An 18,716-nucleotide genomic window follows, 5' to 3' on the forward strand; every position below is an offset into this window, starting at 1 on the left:
ACGTCGCGTGAACGGTCGCCGGAGAGGCTGGCGGTATCCCGGCTTGTTTTGTACCGTGGAGAAACAAAGTGGCTCCCGCCCGTTTCCCCTGACCGGCGGGCGGGGCCGTTTTGCCCCCCGGGGCGGACCTCGCGTCCCGCCCCCGTTCCCCCCGCTCTGGAGCCTGCCGATGCCGGTCACCGCCGACCTCACCGCCCGCGCCCTCCTGCTCGACATGGACGGCACCCTCGTCAACTCCGACGCCGCCGTCGAACGCGTCTGGCGGCGCTGGGCCGAACGGCACGGGCTCGACGGCGACGAGATCATGAAGGTCGTCCACGGCCGGCAGGGCTACGCCTCCATGGCGCTGCTGCTGCCCGACCGCCCCATGGAGCAGAACCACGCCGACAACGCCCGCATGCTCGCCGAGGAGACCGCCGACACCGAGGGCGTCGTCGCCATCCCCGGCGCCCCCGAGTTCCTCGCCTCCCTGGCTGGCGTGCCGCACGCCCTGGTGACCTCCGCGACGGTCGCCCTGTCCACCGCCCGGATGGCCGCCGCCGGGCTCGCGCTGCCCGACGTGCGGATCACCGCCGAGTCCGTCGGCGCCAGCAAGCCCGACCCGGAAGGGTTCCTCAAGGGCGCCGCCGAACTGGGCGTGGACCCCGCCGACTGCGTCGTCTTCGAGGACTCCGCCGCCGGCATCACGGCCGCCCGCGCCGCCGGGATGCGCGTCGTGGGCGTCGGCCCCCGCGCCGCCTTCCACCGCCCGGACGCGCTGGTGACGGACCTGACGGAGGTCCGCGTCGAGACGACGGCGGACGGGGGCGTGCGGCTGCGGGTGGGGTGACGCGGGCTCCTGCGGCGCCGGCGCCGTTCCCATGGCCGCGTACGTTCTGTGGCGCCGGCGCCGTTCGAAATGGCCGCGTGGGCTCTTGCCGCGTCTGCGTCTTCCCTGCGGCTGTGCGGGGCGGGCTTCTTGCCCGCCCGCGCGGACGCTACGGCTCCCGGGTCTCCGACTCCAGGCTGCGGCGGGTGTCCGGGCCGTACACCCCGAGCCGCCCCTCGTCCGTGTCCACGCCGCGTGACCACTGGTAGTTGCGCAGGGCGTTCTCCACCTGGTTGTTGAAGTGGCCGTTGGCGTCGCCCACGTACAGGTACAGCTGGTGCAGGCGCAGCTGGAGCTCGGTGACCTCGGGTCCCCGGTCGCCCCGGCGCAGCAGGGTGCCGTCGCCCCGCCCGCCGTCGCCGGGGGCGGACGACAGGCTGCCGGTCGCCGTGACGGCCGGCGCCGGTGCCGACGACGTCGCCGCCGACGGGCTCGGGGAGGCGCTCGACCGCGACGGGCTCGGCGACGGCGACGCGCTCGCACTGGCCGACGGGCTCGGCGAGGCGGACGTCCGTGCGGCGGACGGGGACGCGCTGCCGACCGCCGCCTCGGAGACCGCGTCGGCGGTGACGTCGGGGACGCTCGCCCGCAGGTCGGACGGCAGGGCCGCGTTCCGGGACGGCGTGTCGTACGAGAACAGCCCGCTCGCGTACCCGGCCGCCGTGACCACCGCCACGACACCGCCCGCCGCGCCGAGCAGCAGCGCCCGCCGCCGGCGCCGCGGGCCGACGCCGTCACGGTCGTCGTCCCCGTCGGCCGGCCCGGCGCCCGGGGGCTCCGCCGCTTCGAACAGGCGCAGGTCGGTGTCGCTGGGCGCGCTGGTCGGGGGCGCCAGGGGGGTGGGGAGCACGGAGGTGCGGTCGGGGGAGGAGCCGCCGTCGCCCGCCGGGGCGGTGGAGGGCGTTTCCGGCGGCACGGCACGCAGCGGCATCGTCGCCTCGGCGGGCGGCACCCGCGGACCCGCCTTCGGAAGCCCGGCCGTCGACGCCCCGGCCGCCGTCGACGCCCCGGCCGCCGTCGACGCCCCGGCCGCCGTCGACGCCTCGGCTGCCGTCGACCCCCCGTCGGCCGTCCGCGGCCCGGCGCCGTCCAGTTCGACGTACGGCCTGATGCGCAGCGGGTCGAAGTCCTCGGCCGCTGCCGCCTCGGCGGTGCGGGCGTCGCGCAGGGCGTCGGAAACGCGCCGCGCGCACGCGCAGGCCGGGCTGTTGTCCGGCTCGCGCGGTGTTCCGCACTCCGGGCACGCGTGCCCCTTCGGCTCTGTCATGTGGTCGTCCCCTCCCTTCGCGTCCCCTCGCGAACTCCCGAGATTATCCAGATCTTCTCCACATCATGTGCGACAAGCCCCCGGAACAAAGGGTTCCGGGGGATTCCCCGTGAGCCCCGGGGGGACTCGACAGGCCATAACCGGCCGCACCGCTCAGGATGGAAGGGTCACCGAGAGCCTCGGGAGGTCTCCATGGCCGGGGATGCGCACGGTACGACCGGAGCGGCACGGCACCCGCGGCCCGCCGCGGCCGGGCCCGCCGGACCGGACCCCGGCACCGAGGAACACGTGCCCGGCAACGTCCTCGTCTCCATCGGCGCCCTGCTCCTCGGCATGCTGCTCGCCGCCCTCGACCAGACCATCGTGTCGACCGCGCTGCCCACCATCGTCAGCGAACTCGGCGGCATGGACCACCTGTCGTGGGTCGTCACCGCGTACATGCTCGCCGCGACCGCCGCGACCCCGCTGTGGGGCAAACTCGGCGACCAGTACGGGCGCAAACGGCTGTTCCAGGCCGCCGTCGTCATCTTCCTCGTCGGCTCGGCGCTGTGCGGCATGGCGCAGAACATGGCCGAACTCATCGCCTTCCGCGCGATCCAGGGCCTCGGCGGCGGCGGGCTGATGGTGCTGTCGATGGCGATCGTCGGCGACCTGGTGCCGCCCCGCGAACGCGGCCGCTACCAGGGCCTGTTCGGCGCCGTGTTCGGCGCGACGAGCGTCCTCGGACCGCTGTTGGGCGGCCTGTTCACCGAACACCTCAGCTGGCGCTGGGTGTTCTACGTCAACCTGCCCGTCGGCGTCGTCGCGCTCGCCGTCATCGCCGCCGTCCTGCACATCCCGCGCCGCACCACCCGGCACGTCATCGACTACCTCGGCACCCTCCTCATCGCGTCCGTCGCCACCTGCCTGGTCCTGGTCGCCTCCCTCGGCGGCACCACCTGGAGCTGGGGCTCGCCGCAGATCATCGGGCTCGCGGTGCTCGGCGTCGTCCTCGCCGTCGCCTTCGTGGCCGTCGAACGCCGCGCCGCCGAACCCGTACTGCCGCTGAAGCTGTTCGGCATCCGCACCTTCACGCTGTCCGCCGTCATCAGCTTCGTCGTCGGCTTCGCGATGTTCGGCGCGATGACCTACCTGCCGACGTTCCTCCAGGTCGTGCGGGGCGTGACACCGACCATGTCCGGTGTGCACATGCTGCCGATGGTGTTCGGCCTGCTGCTGGCGTCCACCGCCTCCGGCCAGATCGTCAGCCGCACCGGCCGCTGGAAGGTGTTCCCGATCGCGGGCACCGCCGTCACCGCCCTCGGCCTGCTCCTGCTGCACCAGTTGAACGAGCACAGCCCCACCTTCGAGATGAGCGCCTTCTTCTTCGTCTTCGGCCTCGGACTCGGCCTCGTCATGCAGGTGCTCGTCCTGATCGTGCAGAACGCCGTCTCCTACGAGGACCTCGGCGTCGCCACCTCCGGCGCGACCTTCTTCCGGTCCATCGGCGCCTCCTTCGGCGTCGCCGTCTTCGGCACGCTCTTCGCCGGCCGCCTCGGCGACGAACTCACCAAGGCCTTCGAGGGGGTCCGGCTCCCGCCCGGCGTCACGGTCGACGCCCTGGAGGCCGACTCGCGCGGCATCGCCGCCCTGCCGCCCGACCTGCGCCCGGCCGCCCTCCAGGCCTACGCCACGTCCATCACCGACGTGTTCCTGTACGCCGCGCCCGTCGCCCTCGTCGGATTCGTGCTGGCCTGGTTCCTGCACGAGGACCGGCTGCGCGGCTCGGTCACGGCACCCGACGTCACCGAGACCCTCGCCAGCAACCCCGTCGAACGGTCCTCGTACGACGAGGTGTGCCGCGCGCTGTCCGTGCTCGGCACCCGCGAGGGGCGGCGCGAGGTCTACCGGAAGATCATCGAACGCGCCGGGTACGACCTGCTGCCCGCCGCGGGCTGGCTCCTGCTGCGCATCCGCAGGTACGGCGTCGTCGAGCCGGCCGTGCTGGCCGAGCGCACCTCCGTACCGCTGCACGTCATCATGGCGGGCGCCCGCCAGGTCGAGGAACGGCGCCTCGCCGTGCGCGAGGGCCTCGACCTGCGCCTCACCGAGCGGGGCCGGGAGATCGCCGACGACCTCGCGCACGCCCGCGAGGAGTCACTGGCCGAACTGCTCGGCGACTGGTGGGGCCCGGACCGCCCGCGCGACCTGGTCCAGCTCGTGACCGAGCTGAACGGCGAACTGTGCGGCTCCGAACGGGAACGCCCGCACGACGACCGGGCCGGCGGCAGCAGCGTCGCGGGCGTCGGCTGAGCGGTTTGGTGAATCCGTGCCACGCGGGGGCCGAGCGCCTTGGCGAAACCGTCGCGGGCGTCAGACGAGCGCCTTGGCGAACCAGTGCTCGGCGTAGGGCTCGGCGTTGTGCGGCTCGGTCTCCGCGTAGCCGAGCCGTGCGTACAGGGCGCGGGCCTCCACCAGGTCGCCGCGGGTGTCCAGGACGATCCGCGCGGCCCCGAGCGCGCGTGCCGCGTCCTCCGCCGCCCGCACCAGGAGCGCGGCCCCGCCCTTGCCGCGCGCCTCCGGGTACAGGTACACCCGGGTCAGCTCCGCCACCGCTCCCTCCAGCAGCCGTACGCCCGCGCTGCCGGCCGGCTCACCGTCGTACCGGGCGATCAGCAACTGCCCGCCGGGCGGGGCCAGATCGGCGCCGGACTCCTTCGCGATCTCCCGCTCCAGCTCTTCCGGGTCGGTGCGGCGTCCCTCGTGCAACAGGTACCAGCGGTCGCTCACCTCCGTGTAGTACGCCCGCCAGAGGGCGGCGGCGACGGGGGAGTCGTACGGTTCCGGGGCGACGGTCCAGGTCATGCACCGCATTCTCCGGCCCGGCGCCACGCGGCACGCAACCGGGTGTGCGCGGCCGGCCCGGACGGTCCGGGAGCGCGGGGGCGGTCCCTGTGCCGCGGGCACGGTCGGCCGTCGACGTGCGCCGTTTGGCGGCGGGCCGCCGGGCTACCCGTCCGGCGAACCGGCAAGGCAAGGAGAGCCGGTCCGGTCGAGATTCCGGAAGGCATTCATGTCCACTGGCCTGATCATTGCTCTGATAGTGATCGCGGCGGTCGTCGTCCTCGCGGCCGTCCTGATCCTGCGCGCGCGACGCACCCGGCGCGGACCGGACCTGAGGCACCGCTTCGGGCCCGAGTACGACCGCACCGTCGCCCGCCACGACGGGGACACCAAGGCGGCCGAGCGGGAACTCGCCGGGCGCCTCGAACGCCACGGTGACCTGCGGGAACGGCCGCTGGAACCGGCCGAGCGCGAGCGGTACGAGGCGCGCTGGACGGCCGCGCAGGAGCGCTTCGTCGACTCCCCGCGCGAGGCCGCCGCGGAGGCGGACCGGCTGCTCGCCGACCTGGCCGGAGCCCGCGGCTTCCCGGACGGCGGCCAGTACGAGGAGCAGCTCGCCGCGCTGTCCGTGCACCACGCCGCCCACGTCGACGGCTACCGGCGCATCCACCGCGCGGCACGCGCGCACACCGACGGCACGCCGGACGGCCGCCCCGGCCAGGGGGCCGGAACCGGTACCGGTCCCGGCGCCGGTCCCGGTACCGAGGAGACGCGCGAGGCCATGGTCGAGGCGCGGGCCCTCTTCGACGAGCTGGTCTCGACGTCCCGGGGCGACCACGGCCGCCATCGCGCCGACAGCGACGGGCACCGGCACACCAGCGGCCACCGGCCGTCGCTGCTGCACGGCCGCCGACCGAAGGAGGGCTGACCCGATGACGCATCCGACGGGCCCGGCCGACGACGACTGGGACGCCCAGAACGCACGGGGCGCCCAGAACGCCCGGGACGCCCAGAACGCCCGGGGCACACGGGGCGACAGCCCGCTCGGCACCCCGGCCGCGCCGACGCCCGGCCGCGAGACCGGCACCTGGGCGGAGAACACGCCGCAGGCGGCGCCCGCCGAGCGCCGGGGAAGCGGCGGCCCGGCGGCGCCCGGCGCCCGGCCGGAGAACGCGCCCGGGGCGGCGCGCGCGGCGGGCACGACGACGGGTGGCGGGGGCGCGGGCATGGGCGCGCGCGGGGGTGCGGGCACGGACGCGGGCGTGCCCGCGGGCGCCGGTGGCGGTGCGGACACCACAGGCACCACAGGCAACTTCACCACCGCAGGCACCACCGGCACCCCCAACACCACTGGTGCCACAGGCGGTACCGCCGCTGCGGACACCGGAAGCAGTCTCCTGCCGCAGGACGAGAGCGACCGGCTGGCGTTGCGGATGCAGCAGGCGGTGGCGGGGTTCGTGGACGGGCCCCGGGGCGCCGTCCAGGAGGCCGACCATGTGCTGGAGGACATCGCCGCCCGGGTCACGGAGGCGATGACGAACCGCCGCCGGGGCCTGCGCGCCTCCTGGCAGCCCGACGGCACCGCGGCCGGCCCCGAGGCCGGCCCCGACACGGCGGGTGACACGGCGGGCGACACGGAACAACTCCGGCTGGCCCTCCGGGACTACCGCGAACTGGCGGAGCGGCTGCTGCACGTGTGAACGGGCACCGCCAACGCGTCAGCTCGCCCGGCGCTCCCGCCACTGCCGCAGGACGTCCTCGACGTCGTAGGGCTTCCTGCCGAGCGGGGGGCCGGGCGGCGGCTTGAGCATCATGTCGCGGATCTTGACGTTGACCTTCTCGACGATCCGCCGGGCCGCCCCCTCCGACGGCGCGGCCAGCGCGGCGGCGAGCGCGTCCTCGGCCTCCTTGCGCAGCGCCAGCGCGGGCGGCAGCACGGAGACGCCCTCGCGGGCCAGCTTCCGCTTGACCCACCACAGCTCGTCGTACGTCGCCTCGATCTCCCTCGGCAACGGCTGCCCGGCGCCCGGCAGGCGGTCGAACTCGCCGCGCGCCTGCGCGTCACGGATCTGCTTGTCCGCCCAGGAGTCGAACGGCACGCCGGGTGGCTTTCGCTCGGTCATGAGGCCATTGTGCCGGACGCCGTACTGCCGGTCGATTTATCATGCGGCGGCGGAGCGCCAACGGGGCGCCCGTACGCGGTCGTTCCGTTCGACCGCACCGGGAGTCCCAGGAGGAGCGCTCGTGCTCGAACTCACCATGGCCGCCGTGTCCGCGGCGGACGCGGGCGCCACGGCCGGCATGCTCATGGCCGACGCCCCCACCGAGCCGGGCGCGGTGCTGCGGGTGGGCCGCGACAAGTCCCTGTGCCGGCTGTCGACGCCGGACGACTGGCTGTTCGTCTCCCGCGTGCACCTGGAGTTCCTCTGCGGCCCGGACGGCGGCTGGCAGCTCAGGTGGCTGCGCGGCTCGCAGCCGGATCCGTCCTCGGAGGTCCGGCTGACCGTCGCGGGCCAGGTGCACGCCGTGCCCTACGGCGGTGCGGTGCCGCTGCCGAGGGGCGGCAGCGGCGAGGTCGTCATCCAGGACCGCACGGCCCCGCGCAGCGTCAACGTGGGCTTCTACCACGAGGTGTGAGGCCCCGAGGTGTGAGGCCCCGACGTGTGAGGCCGGGAGGTGTTCGGCCGGGAGATGTGAGGCCGGCCCGCGGGCCCCGGAGGCTCAGCCCAGGACTCGCGCCAGGGCGAACCCGTCGTAGCCCTTGCTGCCGACCGTCTGGACGGCCGTACCGCTCAACCTCGGGTGGCTGCCGATGAGTTCGATGGCCGCGCGGGTGCCCCGCACGTCCGGGTCGGTGCTGCCGGCGTCGGCGACGCGTCCGCCCCGGACGACGTTGTCCACGACGATCAGGCTGCCCGCGCTGGTGAGGCGGAGGGCCCACTCCACGTAGTGCGCGTTGTTGGCCTTGTCGGCGTCGATGAAGACGAGGTCGAACGGCGGGGGGTTCTCGTCGGCGAGCTGCGGCAGGGACTCCAGGGCGGGGCCCACCCGCACCTCGACGACCCCGTCGAACCCGGCGCGGGCGATGTTGCGGGTGGCGACCTCGGCGTGCCGGGGGTTGTACTCCAGGGAGATCAGCCGCCCGTCGGCGGGCAGGGCGCGGGCCAGCCAGATCGTGCTGTAGCCGCCGAGGGTGCCGATCTCCAGGATCGTACGGGCGCCCTGCACCTGGGCGAGGAGGTGCAGCAGCTTGCCCTGCGTCGCGGTGACGTTGACCTGCGGCAGCCCGGCCGCCGTGCTGTCGCGCAGGGCGGCGGCGAGCACGTCGTCGTCGGGCGTGAGGTGGCTGTTGAAGTAGTCGTCGACGCCGTCCCAGACCTGCGACTCACTCATGCGCCCGCCTTTCGTGTACGGAACGAGACCTCGGCGAGCCCCGTTGGACGGCCCGGCCAATCGATCAACGAGGGCCGACGACGCAGGGGTTCCCCTCTCACGCACTTTCGACCGCATGGAGGACGCGCCGCCGCCGGCGCCACCGCAGCAGACCGAGGACGACGGCGAGGACGGCCACGGCGAACCCGCCCCCGACGACCAGCAGGAAGACGGGCACCCCGGCGACCTTCATCAGCCGGTCCCGGTGGATCACCTCCTGGTACGGGGCGTCGTTCGCGGCGCGCACCAGGGCGTGGTCGCCGGAGATCCGGGAGGGCTCGGGGAACTCCTGGTCGAGGGCGGTGAGATACGGCGTCCCGTCGGCGAGCCCGCCGAGGTCGGCGGCCTTCGAGGCCACGTCCCCGGCGAAGGCGACCTCGGGAGCGTCGCCGCCGATGGTGCTCTCGGTGCGCATGCGGTGCTCGGACAGCACGTACAGGCGCAGCGACTGCGGGGTGTCGGCGAGCCGGGACAGGCGCATCGGGTAGACGGGCGCGTCGGAGGCGAAGGTGAGGTGCAGGGGGTCGAGGGTGCCGGACAGGGGAGCGCCGCCGCTGTCCGGGGCGAGGCGGACGGCCACGTACTCCCAGTCCTGCTCGACGTACGGCCGCAGGGCGCTCTCCAGGCGGGCGGGGAGGGCGAAGCCGTTGTCGCGGAGCCAGGTGTCGAGGGCGTCGGGGTCGTCGGCGGTGAGCCGGGCCACCTCGAAGGGGCCGAGCCGCTGCCGGTCCACGACTCCGACGCCCGGCCCGGCACCGTCTCCCGGGGCGGCGCCGGCGCCCTCGTCGTCGAACGGCCAGGGGTCCTCGGGCCAGAAGCGGAACCGGTCGCGGTACACCGGGGCGGTGACGTCGGACAGGGTCTCGAACAGCGCGGGGTCGCCGAGGCGGACGTCGGCGCGGTTCGGGACGGGCATGATCCAGGCGGCCCGCTCGGCGTCGCCGCCGACGGTCAGACTCATCACGATCTGCTGCTCGCGGCCGTCCCACCGGACGACGGAGGTCTCCCGGTCCACGGCCACGCGCCGCCGCTCGTCGGTCACCATCGCGCCGCAGCCGCACGCGTACGCGGGGGCGACGAGGGAGGCCAGCTGGAGGGTGAGCAGGGTGAGGAGCACGGTGAGCAGCCGTGTGCGTCTGCCGGTGCGCCTGATGTCGAGCATGTGTGTGGACATGTGTGTGGAGCCCCTCCCCGTGTCGCCTGCCAGGGCAACAGACGGCGTGATCACGGGTGCGGTTCCCGGGCGCAGTGCCCAGGGGGCTCCCGCCGGGGAAGTGCGGGTGCCACAACGGCCACCTCAGGCCGCGGAAGGCGGATCGCCTGAGCGGTCCGACGTCGGCCACACATACGGCAGATCGTCCGGCACGTCGGGGAAGAGCCGGGCGTAGCTGTCCGGTTCCTTGCGTACCAGCGCTGACCGGTGGCTGCGGTGAAAGGCGTCGTCACCGAGCCAGGGAGGCAGATCCCCGGCGGCCGCCAGCAGCGGCTGGTCGCGAACCGACGCACCGGGGCGGAACGCGAGGAGATCCGCGACCAGTGTGGCCGCACAGCTGTCCGGACGACCTTGTTCGCGCCACACCTTGCAGACTTCCAGGCCGTATCGGACCAGTGCTTCCTCGTATCCCGCCCACATCCGCACCGCTGGATGGTGGCGCCACCCGTAACCCGGCACGACGAGGCCACGAAGGACCTGCAACGCCTCGACCCGCTGTTTCCCGAGCCGGCGCCGGTCCAGGGTCAGGGCCGAGGACCTGAAGTCGGGGTAGGGCAGGAAGGTCTGCATGCCGTCACTCCTGCCGCAGGGACCTTTTACCGACCTCCGGTGCCACGGGCACGCCGGCCGAGGGCAAGCGCCAGTCCGACCATGGCGAGGCCCAGCACGAAGTGCAGCCAGTCGTCGGCGGTGTTGAGGGGCACGAAGTTGGCGCCACTGTCGTGGCTGACGGCCAGGCCGTATATCCACAACACCAGGTAGATGGCCCCGCCGACGAGCAGATAGCTGTAGGCGGAGGAAACGGTACGGGCCAGTGCCAGGCCTGCGACGCCGAAGGCCAGGTGGACCAGGTTGTGCAGGATGGAAATCTGGAAGATCCCGAACAGCTTGGCGCCCGACTCGTGCGAGGCGAATTCCATCGCGCTGTAGCTCGTGGTGACACCGGGGATGAAGCCCAGGATACCCACCAGCAGGAACACGGCCCCCACCAGCATGGCGGCCTTCTGCACAGGGGTACGGGCGGTCGTGCGCGGTGCGTTTGTGGCCATGGTTTGTCCTCACTGTCCGACGGATGACGAGTACGAAAAGAGCAGGCTCGGCGCGCGAGTACCACGCCTGATGAAGAAACCACCTGGACGCGGATTTTTGCCGATCGGACTGCGCGACTCGTTGAAGCCGCAAACAAAAGCGCCGCCGTTTCGTCGGAGGGCGGGTGTTGCTCAAGAAAGCGCGGGTGTCGCTCCAGAAAATGGGCACCCGCCGGCGCGGGGACGGCAGAAAACCCGTCCACCACCGACCATGAGCGGGAGAAAACATGAGCGTCAAGAAAATGCACGAGATGGGCATCCGCAGCGAGCACGCCTACATGGCCGCCTTCACTTCCATCGGCCTGACTGTCGCGGCCTGGATGACCAGCCTCAAGGCCGAACCCGGCACCGGGCTCGCCCGAGCCGACCGGTGGGGCATCTTCGTGGGTGAGTGGGCTCCCACGTTCTTCGGCCTCGGCCTCGCCCTGTCCCACTACGAACAGCACGACGGCACCCTCACGGCCAGTGTTCATGAACTCCGGGAGCACAGAGCGGCCGGCTGAGACGGTACCGCGACAGGCGAAGGCGGCGGCCCAGGGGATGGGGCCGTCGCCTTCGGTTCGGGGGAGGGGGAGTGGGGTGTGGGCCTGGACGAGGCCGTAGGCGCGCCGCTGGAGGCGTTCGTGGCGCCCCTCCAGCCGACGGTCCAGGAAGTGGAACGACTGCAGTAGGGGAGTCGAAGGTCGCCCTCAGCCAGTCCAGCCGGACCACCGCGTCGGTCCTTGGCGTGCTCTACGTCCGCCGCCCGGTCGCCTACCGCTGGGCGCGCTCCACCCTGGGCGCCACCACTCTGCTCGCCCTGCTGGGCTTCTGGCTCTACCCACCGGCCCCGCCGCGCCTGATGCCGGGACTGGGCTACGTGGACACGGTGCACGGATCCCAGGACTTCGCGCGCCCGGACTAGCGCCGCCGCGTAACGGCGCGAGGGCCGAGCGGGGCGGGTCTGCGGGCTTCAACGACCAGTGTCGGCAGCCCAGTTCACGAAGCGGGTGAAGGTGGCGGGCGTGACGGTGAGGACGGGGCCGGCCGGGGTCTTGGAGTCGCGGACGGCGAGGGCGGCGGTGGGGAGTTGGGCGACTTCGAGGCAGTTGCCGCCCTGGTCGCCGCTGTGGGTCGACTTGCGCCAGGTCGCCTCGCCGAGGGGCGCGCACTCGACGCAGTTACCGCCCTGGTCACTGCTGTAACTGGACTTACGCCACTGGGTGCCCGTCGGAATCGGGTTGTTCTCCATAGCGTTCCTCCATCACACGCCGGATCAGGTCCGCCGAGGCCTCGATGGAGAGCGCGGCGGCTTGCAGATGATCGTAACGGAGCGAGCAGTTCTTGACGGTGGCTCGGTCGGCGGTCGGATGCGCGCTGCCGTAGCCCTCGGTATAGACGATGGCCGGATCGCTCTCGAAGCGGTAGAGGTCGAATGGGCCTGTCAGCCCTGCGTGGGCTCCGGCCGAGAACGGAAGCACCTGGACATTGATCCGGGGATTGCCCGCGAACGACAACAGGTGGGCCAGTTGGTCCCGCATGGTCGTCCGGCCGCCGATCTCCTGGTAGAGCGCGGCCTCGCTGAGGATCGTCCAGGAGATGGGCGGCTCCTCCTTGTCGAAGATGCGTTGCCGGGCGAGCCGGACCGCGATGCGGTCGTCCAGCCCTGCCTCGTCGAGGACGCTGAGCACGGCACGTGCGTACGCTTTGGTCTGGAGGAGCCCGTGCACCATGTGCGTTTCGAAGGAGTAGATCTCGGACGCCCGGGCCTGCAACTCGGCCACCTGCCGGAACCATGCGGGGAGTTGGTGACGCAGGACGAGGTCCACGAGTCGGGACAGCAGCCCGCCGGTGCCCAGCGCGGCGTCTACGCGCTCACTGAACTCCGGTGTGGGAATGCGCCGCGCCGTCTCGATCTGTCCGATCAGCGACCCCGTGTAGTTGACGATCTCGCCCAACTGCCGTTGCGTCAGCCCGGCCGTCTCGCGGTGACGGCGCAGTTCGAAGCCGTAGTAGTCCAGCGGTGACGCGCCGGGGTCGAGGGTGTTGATGTGGGTCACGCGGAGCTCCCTCCCGCACAACTCGGTCCACAGCGGGACGTGTTGTATTCGTTCGGTAGCCCACCGTAGTCATGTGAGGTCAGGCTAGTGATGTGAACGAATACATTTCCCCCACGTGGCCCCGCACCGCCCAGTACGCCCTGCGCCTCACCGTGGCCGAACACGCGGCCCGGCACGTACGCCGCATCGTCCGGTCGCTGCTGAAGCAGTGGCAGATGCCGGAGCTGTCCGACGCCGTGGAACTGGGCGTGACGGAACTGCTCGCCAACGTTGTGCGGCACGTCCCGGACCGGCGCTGCGAGGTGCTGGTGCTGCGGCAGACGGCGGGCGTGCGGGTGGAGGTGACGGATGGAAGCCGCCGACTCCCCGCGACGCCACAACAGTTGACGCCGGACGCCGAGAACGGCCGAGGTCTGCTCCTGCTCGGCGCGTTGACCGACAAGTGGGGCGCCGATCCGCTCCCGGGAGGCGGGAAGACGGTGTGGTTCGAGTGCCGGGCGACAGAGCCGACGTCACCGCCGGATTGACACTCTCAGGTGGTCGTTGAGCTCCTTGAGGCGCTGCCAGCTGGTGAGGTCGGTGCCGTCCCCGAGGGCGTAGTAGAGGCCAGGTCGCGCGGTGGGACCGAGCGTGGTCGGTCGTGTGCTCGGAGAGGACTGTGCGCTCTTGAGGCCGACACTGTGGACGGCATCAGGGCCGAGCGCGAAAGCGACGGGCACGGGAGGACCTTCACGATGGGACGGGGTGGTCAGGTCAGCGCGCGCCGGGCGCACCTGGGCGAGCAGTGAGGTGAGGCGGTGACTGGTGGTGAGGGTCGCGGCCAGCTCGGAGAGCTCGTCGACGGGCGGTGCCTGATGGGCGGGGCAGCCGATGCCGAGGGTGATGTGCTCCTCGATGCCCTCCGAAGTGTGGGTGGTGCGGAGGGTGGCGATCGCGGGCCGGTCCGGAGCGCCGACGGCGACCAGCCAGGTGGACGCGGACCTCTGCGCCCGGCTGCGCGCGAGTTCTGTCAACTGCCGTGAGGACCAAGGAAGGTTGACGGGCTCGGCGGTGGACCAGCCGGTGGGCGGTGAGCCGGTGAAAGCCTGCCACGCGGCTTCCAGTGCGCCGCCCAGGACAAGCCCGTGGTCGGCGGGGTGAGTGGTACGGATGGTGAGGTGAAGTTGCTGTTCGCCCTGAGCGGTGGCGCGGTTGCTGAACGACTTCGCGATCGACTGGGGGCCGTCACCGGTCGGCTCGGGGGCGAAACGGCCGTCGTGCCACCGGAGGACGGCGCCGGAGAACCCGTCGTAATAGCCGCAGGCCGGATCACGGACGACCCAGCGGGCGGGCACATGGGTCAGCAGGGTCCGGGCCGGGAGTGTCAGTCGAGCTTCGGGCGTCGTGACGATCTGCAGTTCGCGCCCCGAGGCGACGGCCGAGCGGAGGAGGTGGGTGAGCCAAGTGGTCGCAGCGATCACAGGACGGTCCTGGATCAGGACCACCGCCCGTTGAGTGAGGACGTCAACACCGAGCGTGTCGTCTTCACAGGCCGAGGCCTCGCCTGCCGAGGGGACCGATACGACGCCGGTGTCTGCGATGTGACGCGGCCAAGTCGCGCCGCCCAATGTGGCGGTAAGGCGGGCCGCCACCGATTGCGCCAAGGGCGCCGCTTCCTCGACCGACGGGGCCGCACGTACCTCGGTCCACCACACGGGTGCCTCGGCCCGTACCTCGGGGCCGAGCAAACGGACGGTCTCGCCCGGCACTTGGACGAGGATGGGCACTTCGAGCGTGACCAGGGGAAGCCCGCCGTCCGTGCACAATTGCACGGCAGCGCCCTCGGCGCGGCTGCTCACCCGAAGGCCGGGACCACCGGCGAACAGCCCGGCGAGCGTGGCCCGTGCATCCGGCATGGCGGGGGTGAGGGCTATGACGTCCTGAGTCACGTACTTCTCTCCCGTAGTGAAAGTAACGGCGCCCTCGGTCAGTACCGTCCTGACAGCTCCTGCAGAGCGTCCAAGGACTGGGCTTCCCGGGAGACGGAGTCCATGACTGCGCCCATTTCGGCCCGAGGTGGTTGCCGTACCACCCAGTCCAGCGCGGCCAGAGCAGTGAGTCCACGCCTGTGGGCCTCGCGCAGCCGCAGCAGCCATTGGGTCCCCGCTTCGAACGCGTCACTGCCGGCTGCTGTGCGCGGTTCGTACCCCGCGGCCTGCTCGCCGACCGCGGCCCATACGTAGCCAAGCGTCTGCCCGTCCCGCAGAACAGGGAAGTAGCGCACGGGCTGGTCGGTGACCTCCTCGTACTCGTCCTCGGAGTCCGGGACCCCGGTGTGGAGCAGTGCCCCACGAGCCGGGACCTCAAAGGTCCCCCACGAGTCGTCGTAGGCGGTTCCCTCGACCCGTGGGTCCTCGAAGCCCGTCACCGTCGCGGTGGCAAAGCAGTTCGGGTTGCCCGGTTCTGGAGGGCCGCCGAGCAGCCTCGAAATTCCGTCCAGCGCCGCGGCCAGACGCGGAGCGTTCGCTGCGAACACCTCGGGTTGCTCCCGGTCGCGCGTGTCCATTGTCAACCATGCGTCTGAATATGTTTCCAACGTCACCGAGAGAAGGGCGCCTTTCCAAATGTCGACATGGATGACGAACAGCTTCTCCGCGCGATGTCGTGTTCCCGACTCGGACTCCAGCCAAAGGCCGGGGCAGTCGGTTCGAATGGTCACCAGGAAGTCGCCGTCAAGTGATGCGGCCTCGGCCATCACTTGGGAGAGCGCTGCTCCCCGAGATTGCGGTTCCTTTCCCAGGGGCAGTCCGCCGACGTCGATGCGGGCGTTTCTCATGTCGCCGATGGGGCGAACCGAGACTCTGGCCTTCCCCACCGGAACGGCCAACTCGTGACGGGTGAGCTCGTCCCACACCGCGACCATTACGTCGGCTGCCCGCCCGGGGCGCAGGGTGCCGGTGTCCGACGTGACTTCCCAGGTCCAGTCGCCGACAGGTTTCGTGGTGATCACAGCATGTCCTTGGGGTCGAGCTTGCTGCCGGGCGGGATCACGAGAGTTCCGTCCTCGAGACGCACGACGAACCTGATGCCCTCACCCTTCGGTCCATTCGCGCCTCGGTGAGTGTCCATGAGTGCATCGTAGGAGCCGTTGGACATCCAGTCCGCACGCGTTCCCCTGGCACCGTCAACCAGCATCACGTGATAATCGGCTTCTGCTCGTGCCAACTGAAGCAGGTACTTGTTCCTGGTGATTTCGCTCACCGGGTCCGCGGGATTGTTGAGTCGCTTCATCTGATAGGCGTAGACCTCTCCGGACTCACCAGTGACGCGAACATCGGCGTCGGCACCTGGTGGATGCTTCTGCTCGAATTGGATGGCGTGAGCGGGGACGCCGCTCCTGACCAGGTCGTCCGCGAAAATCAACTGATCGGCGGCGGGTTGGAACATGTGCTCCTTCTTCGCAGCCAGAGATGACATCACTGTGCCGAACTCGTCGCTCTTGTTGAACTGCCCGGAGGCGATGATTTCGGCGACTCGTTGACCGTTGCGTTCAGAGGCCAGCCTGTCCAGCACCCTCTCGAGGATGGGTGGCTTCGGTCGTGTTCTTCCGGGAATGCCCTTGATGGCATCCCGGATGCGCTGTTCTGTTTCGCCGCCGCGCACCATGGGCTGGGGTTCACCGTCGGGTGGCGCCCCGCCGCCGCTTGATCCGGTCGAGGGGTTGCCGTCAGTCTTATCGCCGAAGCTGGCGCCAGGTGCGTCGGTTCCGCCCGTCGAGATGTCGGCGTCAGGGGTGAGCGACGTGCCAGGTTCTGCCGGTGAGTGGCCCGTCGGCCTGGTGCCTTCGGCGACGTGCCCTGCGCCGGGGCCGCCAGCGCCCTGTGGCGTGCTCGTCCGCTCGCCGACGCCTTCCCCTGCGGAAGGGCGAGGTGCCTCGTGGCCGGCCTGGGGCGGCAGGTGATCTCCCGCGTGCGCCGTCGCCACTGGGGCGCGCGCTCCCGCACCGACCAGGTCGCGCTCATTTGGGCCGGCGAGGGATGGTGTTCGGTCGACGGCTGCCCGCTCGTGGGGCACTGGGCTGACGTCCGTGATGCCATTGCGGCTCGGAATGAACTCGCCGTCAGACAAACGAAGTTGAGAGCCGTCCGGAAGTTCCAGGAAGCTGTGCGTGGCGTCCGCCGCAGCGGCCGCTTCGGTGGCCGCGCGTACGCCTGCGGTGAGCTCGGCGACTTTGGGCAGGGCGCGGGCGGTTGCGCCGACGGCCTTCGCCGCCGCGCCGATCGGGTCGAGTACGTCGCCTGCCTTGGCCAGAGCACCTGCCGTGCGAGCGGCGGCTCCCGCTTTACCCGCGCCTGATCCGGCCTTGGCGGCTGCTCCCAAGGGCCCGGCGCCCAGTGTGAGCCCATTGAAGATGACCGTGCCAACCGCCTTGCCTGGGTTGGTGGACCAGTCGTCCCAAGCCACGAAGGACTTCGCGAACTCCTTGGAATAGGGCTTGCTTTCCTCCATGAAACGTTCCGTGGAGGGGCCGAGAGGAGTATCGCGATCTCCACGAGGATTCAGCAGGTAGCTCTCGGCTCCCACGATGACGCGCAGCATCCCTTCCCTGGCCGCACCCCCTTCCTCGCCCGGACTGAGCAGGTCGACCAGCCCTTCGACCGAGGCGACGGCGTTCTCAGCCAAGCTGATGCCGGTCTGCTGAAGGTGGTAGTCGATGCCGAAAGGCAGCGACTCCGTGTGCTCGGGGCGGCCCCATGGAAGATGCTCGGCCCAGGCCAGTTGACCGGCATTGAAGCCGTAAGCGTTCTCTTGCTCGGGGCTGCCGTCGTTGATGTGCCATCGGGTGCCGCCCACCAGGGCGGTGATCTTGCCGGCGCAGGTCACCTCGGCCTGCTGAAAGGCAGCGACGGCTGCGTTCACCGCATCCCAGATGGCTTGGTGCTCGTTGACCTTGTCCTCGTCCTTGCGCCAGCTCTCCATGAGGCCGTCTTGGTCCTTGACCGACTCCACGAATGCTGCGGCCTGTCCGCGAAGAGCCTCCAACTGCTTGACGATCTCAGCGACCGTGACCACGTAGGTTTCCAGCGCTTCGGCCACCGTCTCCAGTTGGCCGGCGAAGCTGCCTGACGTGTCCTGCACCGCCTGTGTGGTGCCGAACAACTGCTCGGCCTCAGGGGCTTTGTAGAAGGCGTCCAGTCGCTGGAAGCGCGTGTGGACGTCGTCTCCTCGTTCGCTGATTTGCTTGGCTGCCCGGCGCAGAAAGATGATCTCCTGCTGCAGATCGACTAGATTGCCGGTGAAGCTGGGTATCTTCTCCGGGTCGATCACTTCTGGCCGGCCTTCTTGTGGGCCTCGTGCAGGAATGCCGTCACGTCAGGGGCCAGCGTTGCCTGTCGCTGCGCGTTCCATGCCTGTTCCAGGTCCCCGGCGAGGTAGGCGTTGGTCGCCTCGATCGCCCCGTTTGCCGAGTTGCTCGCACGCAGCGACAAGGACACAACGTTCGTCTGCGTGCCCTCGCTGAATTCTGCGAGCGCGACTGCGACCAACCCGGCCGCACGGCCGTCGCCGCCCCCATGGCCCTCCGAGCCGAAGGCCAGTGTCCCCGCCGACTCCATCGCTCCCTGAATGCTGCTTCCGTACAGCTTGATCCCGGCGTTCATGCCGTCAGCCGCATCCCTCACCTTGGAGATCACCGACTGGACCCCCGCGGGCGAGATGTCCCAACCCGTCACGCCAACCCCCGTGTCCTCCAGGACCTACCGGTCCCTCTCCCCAGCTCTCGATTGTCGGACATGCCCCGACGAAAGGATCTTTCATCTCTATCAGTCGGTTCGTTGCGGGAGCAATGCACTTCCGGTCAAAGGCGAGCCAACCTGAGCGTGTCGAGCCGGTTGGGTTCGTCGGCCCGGGGGGGGGGGGTGTCTCTATGTCCTTCGTCAAGGACGTGGTGCCTGGTGTGCGGGTGTTGGGGGTGGTCATGCGGCGAGAGTGATGGCGGGTGTTCTGG

At 71.1% G+C, this 18,716-nt stretch carries 20 protein-coding genes and 1 pseudogene; 8 read left to right on the top strand and 13 right to left on the bottom strand.

All coding sequences use genetic code 11. The annotated features are described in order from the left end of the window. Positions 1 to 169: 169 nt before the first annotated feature. On the top strand, positions 170 to 829 hold the full coding sequence (locus ACZ7D7_RS08460; protein WP_470823161.1) for an HAD-IA family hydrolase: 660 nt from the start codon (positions 170 to 172) through the stop codon (positions 827 to 829). A 148-nt stretch (positions 830 to 977) separates the two neighbouring features. Here ACZ7D7_RS08460 and ACZ7D7_RS08465 read toward each other — a convergent pair whose 3' ends face one another. Next, complete coding sequence (locus ACZ7D7_RS08465) at positions 978 to 2,135, bottom strand: peptidoglycan-binding domain-containing protein (protein ID WP_470823162.1); 1,158 nt, start codon at positions 2,133 to 2,135, stop codon at positions 978 to 980. Between the two features lie 192 nt (positions 2,136 to 2,327). Here ACZ7D7_RS08465 and ACZ7D7_RS08470 point away from each other — a divergent pair, with 192 nt between their 5' ends. Then, positions 2,328 to 4,427: an MDR family MFS transporter gene (locus ACZ7D7_RS08470; RefSeq protein WP_470823163.1), complete on the top strand. Its 2,100-nt coding sequence runs from the start codon at positions 2,328 to 2,330 to the stop codon at positions 4,425 to 4,427. A gap of 60 nt (positions 4,428 to 4,487) precedes the next feature. Here ACZ7D7_RS08470 and ACZ7D7_RS08475 read toward each other — a convergent pair whose 3' ends face one another. Continuing rightward, a complete protein-coding gene (locus ACZ7D7_RS08475) occupies positions 4,488 to 4,979 on the bottom strand; it encodes a GNAT family N-acetyltransferase (RefSeq protein WP_470823164.1) in 492 nt (163 codons plus the stop codon). A gap of 208 nt (positions 4,980 to 5,187) precedes the next feature. Here ACZ7D7_RS08475 and ACZ7D7_RS08480 point away from each other — a divergent pair, with 208 nt between their 5' ends. Both ACZ7D7_RS08480 and ACZ7D7_RS08485 read left to right on the top strand, forming a co-directional pair. Next, positions 5,188 to 5,886 (top strand): hypothetical protein, encoded by a 699-nt coding sequence (locus ACZ7D7_RS08480; RefSeq protein ID WP_470823165.1) that lies wholly within the window; start codon positions 5,188 to 5,190, stop codon positions 5,884 to 5,886. 4 nt (positions 5,887 to 5,890) lie between these two features. Continuing rightward, complete coding sequence (locus ACZ7D7_RS08485) at positions 5,891 to 6,658, top strand: hypothetical protein (protein WP_470823166.1); 768 nt, start codon at positions 5,891 to 5,893, stop codon at positions 6,656 to 6,658. 18 nt (positions 6,659 to 6,676) lie between these two features. Here ACZ7D7_RS08485 and ACZ7D7_RS08490 read toward each other — a convergent pair whose 3' ends face one another. Then, positions 6,677 to 7,081, bottom strand: a complete 405-nt coding sequence (locus tag ACZ7D7_RS08490; protein WP_470823167.1) for a DnaJ family domain-containing protein — start codon at positions 7,079 to 7,081, stop codon at positions 6,677 to 6,679. A 121-nt stretch (positions 7,082 to 7,202) separates the two neighbouring features. Here ACZ7D7_RS08490 and ACZ7D7_RS08495 point away from each other — a divergent pair, with 121 nt between their 5' ends. Next, the gene (locus ACZ7D7_RS08495; RefSeq protein WP_470823168.1) at positions 7,203 to 7,595 is read left to right on the top strand and encodes a hypothetical protein; all 393 of its coding nucleotides are present in this window, start codon (positions 7,203 to 7,205) and stop codon (positions 7,593 to 7,595) included. A gap of 84 nt (positions 7,596 to 7,679) precedes the next feature. Here ACZ7D7_RS08495 and ACZ7D7_RS08500 read toward each other — a convergent pair whose 3' ends face one another. The 4 genes from ACZ7D7_RS08500 to ACZ7D7_RS08515 form a co-directional block, all read right to left on the bottom strand. Then, a complete protein-coding gene (locus ACZ7D7_RS08500; RefSeq protein ID WP_470823169.1) occupies positions 7,680 to 8,351 on the bottom strand; it encodes an O-methyltransferase in 672 nt (223 codons plus the stop codon). Positions 8,352 to 8,448: 97 nt separating this feature from the next. After that, positions 8,449 to 9,564, bottom strand: a complete 1,116-nt coding sequence (locus ACZ7D7_RS08505; protein ID WP_470823170.1) for a DUF2330 domain-containing protein — start codon at positions 9,562 to 9,564, stop codon at positions 8,449 to 8,451. Positions 9,565 to 9,687: 123 nt separating this feature from the next. Beyond that, positions 9,688 to 10,173 carry an MSMEG_6728 family protein gene (locus ACZ7D7_RS08510; RefSeq protein ID WP_470823171.1) on the bottom strand — a complete coding sequence of 162 codons (486 nt, stop codon included), beginning with the start codon at positions 10,171 to 10,173 and terminating at the stop codon, positions 9,688 to 9,690. Positions 10,174 to 10,199: 26 nt separating this feature from the next. Then, positions 10,200 to 10,652 (bottom strand): DUF4383 domain-containing protein, encoded by a 453-nt coding sequence (locus tag ACZ7D7_RS08515; protein WP_470823172.1) that lies wholly within the window; start codon positions 10,650 to 10,652, stop codon positions 10,200 to 10,202. Positions 10,653 to 10,918: 266 nt separating this feature from the next. Between ACZ7D7_RS08515 and ACZ7D7_RS08520 the strand changes: the two genes are divergently transcribed. Then, positions 10,919 to 11,194, top strand: coding sequence for a hypothetical protein (locus ACZ7D7_RS08520; RefSeq protein WP_470823173.1), 276 nt, complete (start codon positions 10,919 to 10,921; stop codon positions 11,192 to 11,194). A 212-nt stretch (positions 11,195 to 11,406) separates the two neighbouring features. Beyond that, positions 11,407 to 11,592, top strand: a pseudogene (locus ACZ7D7_RS08525) (phosphatase PAP2 family protein); the annotation flags it as partial. Between the two features lie 51 nt (positions 11,593 to 11,643). On the opposite strand, the gene ACZ7D7_RS08530 reads toward ACZ7D7_RS08525, so the two are convergent. Next, positions 11,644 to 11,922, bottom strand: a complete 279-nt coding sequence (locus ACZ7D7_RS08530) for a DUF397 domain-containing protein (protein WP_470823174.1) — start codon at positions 11,920 to 11,922, stop codon at positions 11,644 to 11,646. Continuing rightward, on the bottom strand, positions 11,882 to 12,730 hold the full coding sequence (locus ACZ7D7_RS08535; protein WP_470823175.1) for a helix-turn-helix domain-containing protein: 849 nt from the start codon (positions 12,728 to 12,730) through the stop codon (positions 11,882 to 11,884). Before ACZ7D7_RS08535 ends, ACZ7D7_RS08530 begins: the two co-directional genes overlap by 41 nt. A 92-nt stretch (positions 12,731 to 12,822) precedes the next feature. Here ACZ7D7_RS08535 and ACZ7D7_RS08540 point away from each other — a divergent pair, with 92 nt between their 5' ends. After that, entirely contained in the window at positions 12,823 to 13,257 is a 435-nt protein-coding gene (locus ACZ7D7_RS08540) for an ATP-binding protein (protein ID WP_470823176.1), read from the top strand. Here ACZ7D7_RS08540 and ACZ7D7_RS08545 read toward each other — a convergent pair. From ACZ7D7_RS08545 to ACZ7D7_RS08560, 4 genes are read right to left on the bottom strand one after another with little or no spacing between them, the layout of a single operon-like run. Then, positions 13,243 to 14,658, bottom strand: a complete 1,416-nt coding sequence (locus ACZ7D7_RS08545) for a DUF6177 family protein (RefSeq protein WP_470823177.1) — start codon at positions 14,656 to 14,658, stop codon at positions 13,243 to 13,245. The genes ACZ7D7_RS08540 and ACZ7D7_RS08545 overlap by 15 nt on opposite strands. Before the next feature lie 38 nt (positions 14,659 to 14,696). Continuing rightward, positions 14,697 to 15,719, bottom strand: coding sequence for a hypothetical protein (locus ACZ7D7_RS08550; RefSeq protein WP_470823178.1), 1,023 nt, complete (start codon positions 15,717 to 15,719; stop codon positions 14,697 to 14,699). Beyond that, a complete protein-coding gene (locus ACZ7D7_RS08555) occupies positions 15,716 to 18,037 on the bottom strand; it encodes a hypothetical protein (protein ID WP_470823179.1) in 2,322 nt (773 codons plus the stop codon). Before ACZ7D7_RS08555 ends, ACZ7D7_RS08550 begins: the two co-directional genes overlap by 4 nt. Beyond that, the gene (locus tag ACZ7D7_RS08560; protein WP_470823180.1) at positions 18,034 to 18,441 is read right to left on the bottom strand and encodes a DUF6507 family protein; all 408 of its coding nucleotides are present in this window, start codon (positions 18,439 to 18,441) and stop codon (positions 18,034 to 18,036) included. Before ACZ7D7_RS08560 ends, ACZ7D7_RS08555 begins: the two co-directional genes overlap by 4 nt. Positions 18,442 to 18,716: the final 275 nt, after the last annotated feature.

This window comes from Streptomyces sp. NPDC037054, assembly GCF_055606745.1.